Here is a 13216-nt window from a genome sequence, read left to right on the forward strand (position 1 = left end):
CCATGCCCGAGCTGCCCGAGGTCGAAGCACTCGCCGATCATCTGCGCCGGCACGCGACGGGCCTACCTGTGGGCCGGGTCGACATCTCGGCGCTGTCAGTGCTCAAGACCTTCGATCCGCCGGTGTCGGCGCTGCAGGGCCAGGAGGTGATCGGCGCCAACCGGTGGGGCAAGTACCTCGGATTGCAGACCGCGGAGCTGCACCTGATCACGCACCTGTCCCGGGCCGGCTGGCTGCGCTGGTCGGACAAGCTGGCCCCCGCGCCGCTGAAACCCGGCAAGGGTCCGATCGCGCTGCGCGTCCACCTGGGACCGCCGGGGGAGTCTCCGGGTTTCGACCTCACCGAGGCCGGCACCCAGAAGCGGCTCGCCGTCTGGCTGGTCGCCGACCCGATGGCGGTACCGCAGATCGCCTCGCTCGGGCCCGACGCGCTGTCGTTGAGCGGGCAGGGGTTCGCGGACGTGCTCAGTGGGCAGTCGGGGCGGATCAAGACCGTCATCACCGATCAGAAGGTGATCGCCGGCATCGGCAACGCCTACAGCGACGAGATCCTGCATGTGGCCAAGCTGTCGCCGTTCGCCACGGCCAACAAGCTGACCGAAGCGCAGTCGGCGGCGCTGCACGACGCGATGATCTCGGTGCTGACCGATGCGGTGAGCCGCTCCGTGGGCCAGCAGGCGGCCACCCTCAAAGGCGAGAAGCGCTCGGGCCTGCGGGTGCACGCCCGCACCGGGCTGCCCTGCCCGGTCTGCGGGGACACCGTCCGCGAGGTCTCGTTCGCCGACAAGTCGTTTCAGTACTGCCCGACTTGCCAGACCGGTGGCAAGGTGCTCGCCGACCGCCGCATGTCGCGCCTACTCAAATGACCCGCCCCGCTCCCACGGGAAGCTCGCGGGCGATTACTCCTCAGTTGTCTAACCCGGTTATCCTGCCCGCATGACTCGGCAGAAGATCCTGATCACCGGCGCCAGCTCGGGCCTCGGTGCGGGCATGGCCCGGCAGTTCGCCGCCAAGGGCCGCGACCTGGCCCTGTGCGCACGGCGTGTCGACAACCTCGACGAGCTCAAGGCCGAGCTGCTGGCGGACTACCCGAACATCACGGTGGCGGTGGCCGCGCTCGACGTCAACGACCACGAGCAGGTGCCGAAGGTCTTCAACGAACTGCGCGAGGAACTCGGCGGCATCGACTGCGTCATCGTCAACGCGGGCATCGGCAAGGGGTATCCGCTCGGCGGCGGCAAGCTGTGGGCGAACAAGGCCACCATCGAGACCAATCTCGTTGCCGCGCTGGTCCAGATCGAGGCCGCGCTGGAGATCTTCAAGGCCGCGAACAAGGGGCATCTGGTGCTGGTGTCCTCGGTGCTCGGCAACGTCGGGGTGCCGGGCTTCAAGGCCGCCTACTCCGCCAGCAAGGCCGGGGTCACCTCGCTGGGGGAGTCGCTGCGCGCCGAGTACCCGTCCGGGCCGATCAAGATCACGGTGCTGGAGCCCGGCTACATCGAGTCGGAGATGACCGCCAAGGCCAACAAGACCCTGCTGATGGTCGACAACGAGACCGGCGTGAAGGCCATGGTCGAGGCCATCGAGAAGGAGAAGGGCCGCGCCGTCGTCCCCGGCTGGCCGTGGTGGCCGCTGGTGGAGGTCATGAAGATCATGCCGCCGCGCTTCGCCAAGTACTTCGCCTAACTGGGGGTTTCTTCCTGGCCCGGTGGTCCCGCGCTGAGAGCGCGATAAAAACTTGACGTGTCGTTGGGTTTTCCTAACAATCAGTTAGGTGAGTCCGGTACGGCGAGGGGAAACCTTTCCCATCCACAACCGCATCGGTGTACTGCGCGCGGAGCGACGGATGTCGCGGGCGCAGCTCGCCGAGCTGATCGACGTGAACCCCCAAACCGTGGGTGCACTCGAACGGGGCGACCACTACCCAAGCCTCGATCTGGCCTTCCGCATCTGTGAGGTCTTCGATCTGCCTGTGGAGGCGGTGTTCTCCCGAGAGCCCTTCGGGCCGCTGTCGACCGAGCTCTACCGCAAGGACGGACGACCGCAAGGAGGAAACGCGCATGCCTGACACCACGCTGATCGACCGATACCAGAACTTCCGCACCCGGCGCTTCCTGAAATACGAACGCACGTATGCGAACTCGCTGCCATCCTGGCGCACCCAACGCCGGCGTCGCATGCTCGTCGTCGGTCTCGCCGCGACGTTCGCTGTGATGGCGGTGGTCAGCGTGTTGTGTGCGTTAGGGTTTCGCGAGGCAGCGCTGGTCTGGCTGCCCGCCACGGCGATCTTCTTTCCGTTGTGGCTGATCCTGCAGATCGTCTCGGGCCGTCAGGGCGACGCGCCGCTGGCCACCCTCGACGAATTCGAACTGGCCCAACGCAACAGCGCCCGGTCGATCGGGCTGACCCTGACCCAGTACCTCATGCTCATCCCGATCGGATACCTGATCTTCGGATCCGTTCTCGCCGACGGCGCCGACACCGACATGGCCTACGCCGGCGGCCTGATGGCGATCACCGTGCTGCTGATCGGCGGCTGCGCGCCGGCGATGATCCTCGGCTGGACGCGCCCGGACCCCATGCCCGAGTGAATCGGGCGCGCTCGCGCACCCCTGATGGCGCGCAACGCGCCCGAATTCACGCGGTGCGGCCGCGCTCGGTTCGGTAGCGGCGCACCAGCGCGTCGGTCGACGAATCCGATTGGGTGGCCGGCGATGCAGCGTCGGTGAGCACCGGCAGCAGCGCCTTGGCCTGCGTCTTGCCCAGCTCCACACCCCACTGATCGAACGAGTCGATACCCCAGATCACGCCCTCGACGAACACCTGATGCTCGTAGAGCGCGATCAACTGCCCGACCACCGACGGCGTCAGCTTCGCCGCCAGGATCGACGTGCTCGGCCGGTTGCCCGGCATCACCTTGTGCGGCACCACATCCGGCGCGGTGCCTTCGGCGCTGATCTCCTCGGCCGTCTTGCCGAACGCGAGCACCTGGGTCTGTGCGAAGAAGTTGCTCATCAGCAGGTCGTGCATGCTGCCGGTGCCGTCGGCCGTCGGCAGATCATCGGTCGGCTCACTGAACCCGATGAAGTCGGCCGGGACCAGGCGGGTGCCCTGATGCAGCAGCTGATAGAAGGCGTGCTGGCCGTTGGTGCCGGGCTCGCCCCAGAAGATCTCACCGGTGGCGCTGCTCACCGGCGTGCCGTCGGCGCGCACCGACTTGCCGTTGGACTCCATCGTCAGCTGCTGCAGGTAGGCCGCAAACCGTGCCAGGTCGTTCGAATAGGGCAGCACCGCACGGGTTTCCGCGCCGAAGAAGTTGTTGTACCAGAGTCCGATCAGCCCCAGCAGCACCGGTGCGTTGGCCTCCAGCGGCGCGGTGCGGAAGTGTTCGTCCACCAGATGGAATCCGGCGAGGAACTCGGCGAAGCGTTCCCGGCCGATCACCGCCATCACCGACAAGCCGATCGCCGAGTCCACGGAATAGCGGCCGCCCACCCAGTCCCAGAAACCGAACATGTTGTCGGTGTCGATGCCGAAGTCGGCGACCAGCTTCGCGTTCGTCGACACCGCGACGAAGTGCTTGGACACCGCGTCATCGCCGAGCGCGTCGGTGAGCCAGCGCCGCGCCGCGGTCGCGTTCGTCAACGTCTCCAGCGTCGTGAACGTCTTCGACGCGATGACGAACAGCGTTGTGGCGGGATCGAGTCCGGTGAGCTTGGCGACCAGGTCGGCCGGATCCACGTTCGACACGAACCGTGCGGAAATACCGGCGTCGGCGTAATGGCGCAACGCCTGGTCGACCATCACCGGTCCGAGGTCGGAGCCGCCGATCCCGATGTTGACCACCGTGGTGATGCGCTCGCCGGTGGCGCCGCGCCACTCGCCGCTGCGCAGCCGGTCGGTGAAGTCACCCATCCGGTCCAGCACCTCGTGCACGTCGGCGACGACGTCCTGGCCGTCGACGGTCAACGACGCATCGCGCGGCAGCCGCAGCGCGGTGTGCAGCACCGCGCGGTCCTCGGAGGTGTTGATGTGCTCACCGGCGAACATCGCGTCGCGCCGGGCCGGTAACTCCGCGGCCTCGGCCAGATCCACCAGCAGGCGCAGCGTCTCCTGGGTCACGCGGTGCTTGCTGTAGTCGATGTAGAGGTCCCCCACGGTCAGCGCCAACTCGGTGCCGCGCGCGGGGTCGTCAGCGAAGAGCCCGCGCAGGTCCCGGTCGGCGAGATCGTCGTAGTGGCGGGACAGCGACTGCCATGCGGGTGTGCCGGTGATGTCAGAACCCATGCGGTGAACCCTAGTGCGGACGCGCGGCCGAAGGGGTAAATGATGGAGGCATGGATACTTCCGCGCTGCTGGCATCCGTCCCGACCGGGCTGTGGATCGGCGGTGAGGAACGTGCGGGCAAGTCGACGTTCAACGTGCTGGATCCCAGCGACGACGAGGTGCTGACCTCGGTCGCCGACGCCACCGCCGACGACGCCCGCGACGCACTCGACGCCGCGTGCGCGGTGCAGGCGGAGTGGGCGGCGACCCCTCCCCGCAAGCGCGGCGAGATCCTGCGGTCGGTGTTCGAGACGATCACCGCGCGCGCCGACGACATCGCCGCGCTGATGACGCTGGAGATGGGCAAGGTCGTCGCCGAGAGCAAGGGCGAGGTGACCTACGGTGCGGAGTTCTTCCGGTGGTTCGCCGAGGAGGCCGTGCGCATCGACGGCCGGTTCACGCCGAGCCCGGCCGGCACCGGCCGCATCCTGGTCACCAAGCAGCCCGTCGGCCCCTGCTACGCGATCACCCCGTGGAACTTCCCGTTGGCGATGGGCACCCGCAAGATGGGCCCGGCGTTCGCCGCGGGCTGCACGATGATCGTCAAGCCCGCGCAGGAGACACCGCTGACGATGCTGCTGCTGGCCAAGCTGATGGCCGAGGCGGGGCTGCCCAAGGGCGTGCTGTCGGTGCTGCCGACGAGCAACCCCGGCCCGGTCACCGAGGCACTCATCAACGACGGCCGGCTGCGCAAGCTGACCTTCACCGGATCGACCGGGGTGGGCAAGGCGCTGGTGAAGCAGTCGGCGGACAAGCTGCTGCGCACGTCGATGGAGCTCGGCGGCAACGCGCCGTTCATCGTGTTCGACGACGCCGACGTCGACGCCGCCGTCGACGGGGCGATCCTGGCCAAGATGCGCAACGGCGGTGAGGCCTGCACCGCGGCCAACCGGTTCCACGTCGCCAACGCGGTGCGCGAGGAGTTCACCGAGAAGTTCGTCAAGCGGATGAGCGAATTCACCCTCGGCAAGGGCCTGGACGAGAAGTCCACGCTCGGTCCGCTGATCAACGCCAAGCAGGTCGCCACCGTCACCGAGCTGGTGTCCGATGCGGTGTCGCGCGGGGCGACCGTCGCCGTCGGCGGTGTCGCACCCGGCGGGCCCGGCAACTTCTACCCGGCGACCGTGCTCACCGACGTCCCCGCCGACGCGCGCATCCTCAAGGAAGAGGTGTTCGGCCCCGTCGCACCGATCGCCGGGTTCGACACCGAGGACGAGGGCATCGCCGCGGCCAACGACACCGAATACGGGTTGGCCGCCTACGTCTACACGCAGTCACTGGACCGGGCGCTGCGGGTCGCCGAGGGCATCGAGTCGGGCATGGTCGGGGTGAACCGCGGCGTGATCTCCGATGCCGCGGCCCCGTTCGGCGGGATCAAGGAATCCGGCTTCGGCCGCGAGGGCGGCACCGAGGGCATCGAGGAATACCTCGACACGAAGTACATCGCGCTGACGAAGTAGTCACCTTCCGCGCCGAGCAGACACAAACTCCGGCGAGTTGCCGGCGACACGCCAGAGTTTGCGTCTGCTCGCGGGCGGGCGGTGACCCCGTCCGCGCGCCTGCCGGGTTCGTCGGCGCACGGCCCATAGACTTCCTTGCTCGGAGCAGCGAGGAGGGCCCTAGGACGTGACAGCCGTGAGTGCGGCGCCGGTCCGTGTGGGCCCACGGCGGTATGTCGGTCCGGGCCAAGCGATCCCGGCGCTGGACGGCATCAGGGCGATCGCCGTCGCGCTGGTGCTCGCCGACCACGGCGGTGTCCCCGGACTGTCCGGCGGCTTCCTGGGCGTCGACGTGTTCTTCGTCCTCAGCGGCTTCCTGATCACCTCGCTGCTGCTCGACGAAGTCGGCCGCACGGGCCGGGTCGGGTTGAAGGGCTTCTGGATCCGGCGGGCCCGCAGACTGCTGCCCGCGCTGCTGGTGATGGTGCTCGCCGTCGTGGCGTTGCGCGAGCTGTTCTCCGAGGAATCCACCGCGAACCTGCGCGACGACGCCGTCGCCGCATTCTTCTGGATGTCGAACTGGGTGTTCGTCGCGCAGGACACCGACTACTTCTCGCAGGGCGCACCGCCGTCGCCGCTGCAGCACACCTGGTCGCTGGCCGTCGAGGAGCAGTACTACGTGCTCTGGCCGCTGCTGATCGCGGGCGTCGTCGCCGCGCTTGCGGCGCTGGCGTACCGGCGCGGGGTGCCGCTGTCGCAGCGCGCCGTGCGCACCGCGGTGTTCGTGCTGGCCGCCGGTGGCGTCGCCGCGTCGGCGAGCGCCGCGATGGTCCTGTCGTCCGACGCGGCGCTCAACCGCGTCTACTTCGGTACCGACACCCGGGTGCAGGCGCTGCTCGTCGGCGCGGCCGCCGCCGCACTCCTGGTGCGGGACTGGCGCGGGTTGACCGCCGGGCTGGTGATCTTCCGGTCGCGGTGGGCGCGCTGGATCGCGTGGTGGCTGCCTGCCGTCGGGCTCGTGGTGCTCTTCACCGCGGCCCGGATGGCGACCGGCAGCGCCGAGGAGTTCCGCAGCGGCCTGCTGACGGTGGTCGCGCTGGCGGCGGTGCTCGTCATCGCCCCGGTGGCGCTCGCCCAGGACGGTCCCGTCGCGCGTCTGCTGTCGGCCGGTCCGCTGGTCGGGCTCGGCGCGATCTCCTACGGGGTGTACCTGTGGCACTGGCCGATCTTCCAGGTGATCAACGGCGAACGCACCGGAACCACCGGCTGGGAACTGTTCGCGCTGCGCTGCGCCGCCACACTGGCGGTCGCGGCGGTGTCCTGGTGGTTGATCGAACAACCGATCCGGGAGTGGCGGCCTGCGTTCGTGCCGATGCTGCCTCTGGCCGCAGCGACGGCCGCGACCGCGGCGGTGGTGACGATGACGGTGCTGCCGGTGCGGATCTCGACGGTGACCCCACCGCCGGGGCCGGAGGTGGACATCGCCGCGCTGGTCGGCGCCGAGGTGCCGGTCGAGGTGACCAGGCCGCCCAGACAGACCGCGCCGGGGGACCTGCGGGTGGCGGTGTTCGGTGACTCCATCGGCTGGACGTTGATGCGGTATCTGCCGGAAACCCCGGGCCTGCACTTCGCGGACTACACCACGATCGGGTGCGGCATCGCGCGCGGCGGGCCCTACGAGTACGTCGGTCAGGAGCTGCAGCAGAAGCCCGAGTGCGACGCGTGGCCGGCCCGCTGGACCCAGCGCATCGGCCACGAGAAACCCGACGTGGCGCTGCTGATCGTCGGCCGCTGGGAGGTCGTCGACCGGATGAACGAGGGCCGGTGGACGCACATCGGGGAGCCCGGCTACGACGCGTACCTGCGCGCCGAGCTCAACCGCGCGCTGGACATCCTGAGCTCGACCGGCGCCCGGGTGGTCGTCACGACCGAGCCGTACAACCGTCGCGCCGAGAAATCCGACGGCAGCCTCTACCCGGAGGATCAGCCCAAACGCGTGCAGCAGTGGAATGCGCTGTTGCGCAGCGTCGTCGACGAGCGGCCGAACGCCACCGTGCTCGACCTGAACAAGAAGCTGAGCCCGAACGGGTACTACCAGGCCCGGGTGGACGGCATCCGGGTGCGCAGCGACGGCGTGCATCCGACACCCGAGGCCGTGGAGTGGTTGACGCCGTGGCTGGTGGAGTCGCTCAAGTCCGAGTGAATCCGGCGCGCAACGCGACAGCAGGGGTGCTCGGGCGCGCCGTATTCGCCCGGGTCAGTAGCCGAGGCGGCCGCGGCCGAGGCGCAGCAGCAGCATGGCGAGGTTCTTGCCCTCTTCGCCGAGCACGCTGTAGCGCTCGATGACCTTCATCTCCCGGCTGTGCACCAGACGGGTGCCGCCGGAGGCCATGCGCGCCTTGCCGATCATCTGCGATACCTCGGTGCGGCGTTGGACGGCCTCGAGGATGGTCGCGTCGAGGCGGTCGATCTCCTGGCGCAGGTCGTCGATGTCAGGCACGTGGGAGGTTTCCGTCGTCATGTCGTTCTCCGATTCTCGTTGTGTCACTGGCCTGGTCCGATCCGCTGCAGGGGCCTCACACAAGAGACGAGCCCCGGATCCGGAAGCGGACCGCGGGGCTCTGGGAAGCAGCTACACCACGGGCACCGCTGGCCGGTACCCGTAGAAAAATCGCTGCTGCGCGTTGAGCACCCGAACAGTCTGCCACCACCGGCGGCGGCGGCGCAAAGAGTCCTGGGGTCGTCGGTGCGGCATTACGCAGGCGTCCGCGTCCTACTGCGACATGGACGCCTGTTTGCCGGTGGACCTGTCCAACCCCAACCGCAGCGGCAGAGCGGGCTATCCGACAGGTTGTTTACTGATTTAACCGCCATTAGCCAGTGGTGCTGTTTTAAGCTGCACGCTAGAACGCTCAGCGGTTGCCGACCAATACCTGGATTGCGGGAAAGTGCTGTTGAAACTGGAAAGCCGGTGGTCAATTTTGAGGATTGCCCGCGAGGCGACTCTGAGCATCGGTACGGTTCCCGCAGAAGCGAATTTGCGGGACGGCATGGTCGGGGGATTGTGGTGGGGGCAGATCGATTAGGGCGCCGCGCCTACGCGCAGCTCCCCGGGATCGCGATTGGTTCGCGGGCTTGTGCTGTTCGGCAGCTTCACGGCGATGTGCCGGGCCGGCGCAGCATATGACCCACCCCGTACTGACGACGACGGCCGCGACGATCGGTCGGCTCACTGGCCGTCGACCGACCGAAGCTCAGATTGCTTACGACGCGATGCATACTCCGAGCGTCACCAGGCCCGGCAGGACGATGTACCGGGGCCTCAAGAGTGCCGACGATCTTTCGGTCGCCGATGCCCGGCAACTGCTGGCGAACCGCGGCATCCGCACCGTGGCGACCAGCTACCGGCACGAGCACAGCATGAACGCCCTACGCGACCTGGTCGCGGCGGTCGGTGCTGCGGATAAGTTGGCGGTGGTCGGAATTCGGGACGGACCCGAGGGTTCCGACGTCCGCGATGTCGTGGTCGCCCGGCTGGACGTCGAGGCGGACTCCGTGGTGATCGACAGCGGTGCCGCTGCGTCGACCCCACCGCCCGACGATTTGTCCGGTGAACACACGACGGACATGTCCCTGGACGCCTTCATGCTCGCGTGGCGAGACGGCGGTTTCGAGTTGGCCGTCGCCGAGCTGGTGGCGAGCCCGGAAAGCCGCGCAGCGCCATGGCGGACACTGCGGCCGCGTCGCGAGGTGATTGCACCCGAACGTAGACGTCCGGTCCGCAAGCGGAGGTGAGGAGCTTCCGGTAGCCGAAGTTTCGCGATGCCGTCGTGATGGTGTCGTGGCGTTTGCTGCCCAGGCATCTGACGGCACGCGGGTGTGGATGCTTCATGGGCTGCGGAGCCGAGTCCTGCGCGCGCTCGGCGGTGGTGTCGGCATGGTGACGGGTGCGCCGCCTCAATTCGCCAGCGGGAATGCACACTGCGGCTATAGACACCCTATAGAGGGCAATCGCCGAACCAATCTGAAAAAAAGTGTTTGCTGTTGACGCGAGCGAAGATATAGTTCACCCATCGCGCAGGTGGTGCGCACCGCTCTGGCAGGGGGTTCAGGTGGAATCGAGCAAGTTGGTCGCACCGCTCGGCGCGGGCATTCTCGCGCTGGGTGTCGGGTTGCTGGCAGTGGGTGGATCCGGAGTGGCCGCGGCGTCACCGGACGGCTCGTCCTCGAGTTCGGCGTCAGACGGGTCCGATTCCCGCGACCGCGACTCGGCGGCTTCCCGCGACCGCGGGTCGGCGGGGTCGGGGAGCCGGGACCGGGCATCGTCTGAGCGGGAACGCGAGCGCGCATCCTCGTCGACCTCGGCGCGTGAGCCGGCGACAGGGTCCGGTAGGCATGAGTCGGCCAAGCCGTCCGGCAAAGGTGATCCGCCGTCCGGCAAAGGTGACGACAACGATGACCGGACCGGCGGAGAAAGTGCTTCCGCCGGTGACGCGGACGAGAACGTGCAGAGCTCTGACGGGCGCCCGTCGGTCAGGCCCCGCAGCACCGGCGTCGAACCGGGGACGGATGCTACCCCGCTTGACGCGGGCGCGGCGGTCGTCGCCAGCACCGAGGAGCCCCCGACCCCGGAAGCGGTGGCCGCGGCGCCCGTGGCCGACGGAGGTGTCGCGCCCGCACCTGAATCCGCCCCGACGCTGAGGCCGAGGACGCTGGTGCCCGCGACTGCGGCTCCTGCCGAGTGGGACCGGCGCGCACTCGTCCGCACCCGCGTGACTGAGGGCGAGCGGATCTCGGTCCCGCTCGCGATGCCGTCGCGGCCGACAAGCCCGTCCGCGCCGTCGTCACCGATGTCGTCCGGAACTCTGCTGGGGGCGCTGGGGTTGCTCCGCCGGGATCTGGAGAACCGGAACCTGGAGGATGTCGCTCTCAGTGACATTTACGGGGACCCCGACCGGCTCAGCCAGTACTGGGCGCGTCAAAGCTCCGATAACTGCCTGCTGATGGCGACGGCCATGGTGATCGGTCAGATCACCGGCAAGATGCCGACCGAACTGCAGATCGTCTGGGAGGCGATGCGGACCCAGAGTCAGTACCCGGTCAACGGTGAGTATCCGCTGCTCTATAAGGGGCTACGGACCAGCAAGTGGTCCAAGAACGGCGACATGATGAAAATGCTCGCCCAGCATGGGATCAGTTCGGTCTGGGGAAATTCGACCACCGAGGACGAGGCGCTAGAGGCGCTCAAGGACGCGTTGTCGACGCCCGGGACGGGCATCATCGCCGCGGTCTTCAGTCCGAGCATCTACCAATCGATTTTCACCGGCACCGTGGTCAAGCCGCCGACCGGCCAGGGCTCCAACCATGGGATCACGATCATCGGATACGACGCCGCCAAGGACGTCGTCATCGTCAACGACAGCGCTGCCGAGTGGGTGCTACCCGGCGCGACCGGGCCATTGGGTCAGCGCATGGAGGTGCCGCGGGAAGTGTTCATGGCGGCCTGGAAGGCGGGCAGCTTCGCACGGATCGTGACCACCGGATACACCGGGCGCCCAGCGGATCGACCGGCGTGGCTGAACCTCACCCCGCGCCGGCTCGCCTCCAGCCTGAATCTCGCTGTGGCCGAACCGGTGATCGACGATGCGGGATACGAACACCGGCTGGCATCGCGTGAGCGGGGTCGGTGACGACCTCAGGTCAGCCGGACGATACAGCAATCAATTTATATTTGCTGATGAGCGGAGTATCGGTCGGCGGCTTGGCCGACGATCGTAAGTGTCCGTGTGTGGACAGAGCGGGGCGTGACGCCGTGGAATCGCCGCATTATGCCGGTTTTTAGGCCGATTGCTGCATGTACTTGATTGACCCGGAGACGCGTTGCGTCCGCCGCGGGCGGGGTGGATAGCGAACATTCGCAAACGCTTGACAGATTTCTCAGCTAAGAAATAATTTGGCAGCGCCCGCACTGTTTCGGGCATCCACGGTCCGCCAGGGATGGGACGGGCCACCAATGGGAGGGGACTGAACGTGGCCAGACACCGTGCGGTGGAATCGGATTCAGCGAAGATCTCAGTACGCCGGCATCTCGCGACCGGGGTGCTGGGAACCGTGATGATCGGCGCCGGCCTGGCTTGGGGTACAGCGCTCGATGGGCCCGCCGAGCTTTCCGTCCCGGTCCAGTTGGTCTCGACCGAGTCGATGCTTCCGCTGTCACCGCCGGACTGCTTTACCGCCGGCCCCACCGCCGACGGCTGCAGCAGTCTGCTCAGTGCCGGTGCTGCGCCCACTCCCACGGCTCTGGCTTCCGCAAACGCCAGTCTGCTGCGTCCGATGTTCGGCAACGGAGGATGGCTCATCGGCAACGGACTCGACGCCGATGAGGACTGCGAAGGCCGGGCCTGCCGCGGCGGCAACGGTGGGCTGTTGTGGGGCAACGGTGGCGACGGGCTCTACGGATGGGCCGGCGGCAATGCCGGTTTCTTGTTCGGCGACGGCGGTGACGGCGGTGCCGGGCTGAATGCCTGGTACGACCCGGACACCGGTGAGCGCTGGGTCCCGACCGCCGGCGGCCACGGCGGCCGCGGCGGCTTCCTGTTCGGCAACGGAGGGGTGGGCGGCGACGGCGGCAGCGATGAGAACACGTTGGACTCAGACGTCGCACAAGACAACAACGCGACCGGCGCCAGGGGCGGCAACGGCGGCCGGGGTGGGCTGCTGGGCGGGGACGGCGGTAATGCCGGCTGGGGCGGCGACGCGTTCTCGGCCAACGGCGATGCCGTCGCCGGAGAAGGCGGCTCCGGCGGTTCGGCGGTCATCGGCAGCGGGGGCTGGGGCGGTGACGGCGGCAACGCGGAGTCCTTCGTCGGCAACGCCACCGGCGGCTGGGGCGGGGCCGGTGGAAAGACCCTCAACGGCAACGGCGGCAACGGTGGTTGGGGTGGTGACGCCGCAGCCTCGTCCATGGGCAAGATCGCGGTTGCCGGCAACGGCGGCGAGGGTGGCACGACCGGCATCGGCTCCGGCGGAACCGGAGGGTCCGGCGGATCCGCCGTGCCTGCGGATGAGGCCGACGGCCTGGGCGGCAAGGGCGGTGACGGCGGTTACGCGGTGGTCGGCAACGGTGGCGACGGAGGTGCGGGCGGATTCGCGGAGGTCTACAACGGAAACGCGACAGGCGGTGCCGGCGGCAAGGGCGGCGGCGTCGGGGTCGCAGGCACCGGCGGCAAGGGCGGTGACGGCGGGTCCGCCGAGGTTTTCGGTGACGAGGACGGCGACTCCGAAGGGAATGCCCTCGGTGGCGACGGCGGCGACGGCGGACGCGGCGGACTGGTGGCCGGTCAGGGCGGTAACGGCGGCAGCGGTGGTGACGCCACGATTCCGGGCGCGGACGACATCGGCACACCGTCGGCCGGTTCCGGCGGTGACGGCGGGCCCGGCGGGCTGGCGGG

The 13216-nt window shown here is 68.5% G+C and carries 11 protein-coding genes; 9 read left to right on the plus strand and 2 right to left on the minus strand.

Features of this window, described 5'->3' with window-relative positions:
* Nucleotides 1-2: 2 nt before the first annotated feature.
* The 4 genes from MVA01S_RS15785 (at nt 3) to MVA01S_RS15800 (ending at nt 2591) form a co-directional block, all read left to right on the plus strand.
* Entirely contained in the window at nt 3-866 is an 864-nt protein-coding gene (locus tag MVA01S_RS15785) for an Fpg/Nei family DNA glycosylase (RefSeq protein ID WP_003930037.1), read from the plus strand.
* 70 nt (nt 867-936) lie between these two features.
* Nucleotides 937-1686, plus strand: a complete 750-nt coding sequence (locus MVA01S_RS15790; protein WP_003930038.1) for an SDR family oxidoreductase — start codon at nt 937-939, stop codon at nt 1684-1686.
* Between the two features lie 88 nt (nt 1687-1774).
* Nucleotides 1775-2068: a helix-turn-helix transcriptional regulator gene (locus MVA01S_RS15795; RefSeq protein ID WP_040540913.1), complete on the plus strand. Its 294-nt coding sequence runs from the start codon at nt 1775-1777 to the stop codon at nt 2066-2068.
* Complete coding sequence (locus MVA01S_RS15800; RefSeq protein ID WP_003930040.1) at nt 2061-2591, plus strand: hypothetical protein; 531 nt, start codon at nt 2061-2063, stop codon at nt 2589-2591. The genes MVA01S_RS15795 and MVA01S_RS15800 overlap by 8 nt, the downstream gene beginning before the upstream one ends.
* A 46-nt stretch (nt 2592-2637) precedes the next feature.
* Here MVA01S_RS15800 and pgi read toward each other — a convergent pair whose 3' ends face one another.
* On the minus strand, nt 2638-4287 hold the full coding sequence (gene pgi / locus MVA01S_RS15805) for a glucose-6-phosphate isomerase (RefSeq protein ID WP_003930041.1): 1650 nt from the start codon (nt 4285-4287) through the stop codon (nt 2638-2640).
* A 50-nt stretch (nt 4288-4337) separates the two neighbouring features.
* On the opposite strand from pgi, the gene MVA01S_RS15810 reads away from it, so the two are divergent.
* The gene (locus tag MVA01S_RS15810; protein WP_003930042.1) at nt 4338-5786 is read left to right on the plus strand and encodes an NAD-dependent succinate-semialdehyde dehydrogenase; all 1449 of its coding nucleotides are present in this window, start codon (nt 4338-4340) and stop codon (nt 5784-5786) included.
* 166 nt (nt 5787-5952) lie between these two features.
* Complete coding sequence (locus MVA01S_RS15815; protein WP_040540916.1) at nt 5953-7968, plus strand: acyltransferase family protein; 2016 nt, start codon at nt 5953-5955, stop codon at nt 7966-7968.
* A gap of 54 nt (nt 7969-8022) precedes the next feature.
* On the opposite strand, the gene MVA01S_RS15820 is transcribed toward MVA01S_RS15815, so the two are convergent.
* On the minus strand, nt 8023-8313 hold the full coding sequence (locus tag MVA01S_RS15820) for a chorismate mutase (protein WP_255251699.1): 291 nt from the start codon (nt 8311-8313) through the stop codon (nt 8023-8025).
* Between the two features lie 725 nt (nt 8314-9038).
* Between MVA01S_RS15820 and MVA01S_RS31305 the strand changes: the two genes are divergently transcribed.
* The 3 genes from MVA01S_RS31305 to MVA01S_RS32265 all read left to right on the plus strand — a co-directional run.
* On the plus strand, nt 9039-9560 hold the full coding sequence (locus MVA01S_RS31305) for a hypothetical protein (RefSeq protein ID WP_144033041.1): 522 nt from the start codon (nt 9039-9041) through the stop codon (nt 9558-9560).
* 317 nt (nt 9561-9877) lie between these two features.
* Complete coding sequence (locus tag MVA01S_RS15830) at nt 9878-11455, plus strand: cysteine peptidase family C39 domain-containing protein (protein WP_003930046.1); 1578 nt, start codon at nt 9878-9880, stop codon at nt 11453-11455.
* A gap of 340 nt (nt 11456-11795) precedes the next feature.
* The coding region (locus MVA01S_RS32265) for a hypothetical protein (RefSeq protein WP_110899838.1) at nt 11796-13216 on the plus strand (1421 nt) is incomplete at its 3' end.

Source organism: Mycolicibacterium vaccae NBRC 14118 = CIP 105934 (genome assembly GCF_001552715.1).
Lineage (GTDB): Bacteria > Actinomycetota > Actinomycetes > Mycobacteriales > Mycobacteriaceae > Mycobacterium > Mycobacterium vaccae.

Excerpts from the sequence above, each read along its gene's own strand:
- MVA01S_RS15785 (WP_003930037.1), top strand. The coding sequence starts at position 3 with ATGCCCGAGCTGCCCGAGGTCGAAGCACTCGCCGATCATCTGCGCCGG.
- MVA01S_RS15790 (WP_003930038.1), top strand. The coding sequence starts at position 937 with ATGACTCGGCAGAAGATCCTGATCACCGGCGCCAGCTCGGGCCTCGGT.
- MVA01S_RS15800 (WP_003930040.1), top strand. The coding sequence starts at position 2,061 with ATGCCTGACACCACGCTGATCGACCGATACCAGAACTTCCGCACCCGG.
- pgi (WP_003930041.1), bottom strand. The coding sequence starts at position 4,287 with ATGGGTTCTGACATCACCGGCACACCCGCATGGCAGTCGCTGTCCCGC.
- MVA01S_RS15810 (WP_003930042.1), top strand. The coding sequence starts at position 4,338 with ATGGATACTTCCGCGCTGCTGGCATCCGTCCCGACCGGGCTGTGGATC.
- MVA01S_RS31305 (WP_144033041.1), top strand. The coding sequence starts at position 9,039 with ATGCATACTCCGAGCGTCACCAGGCCCGGCAGGACGATGTACCGGGGC.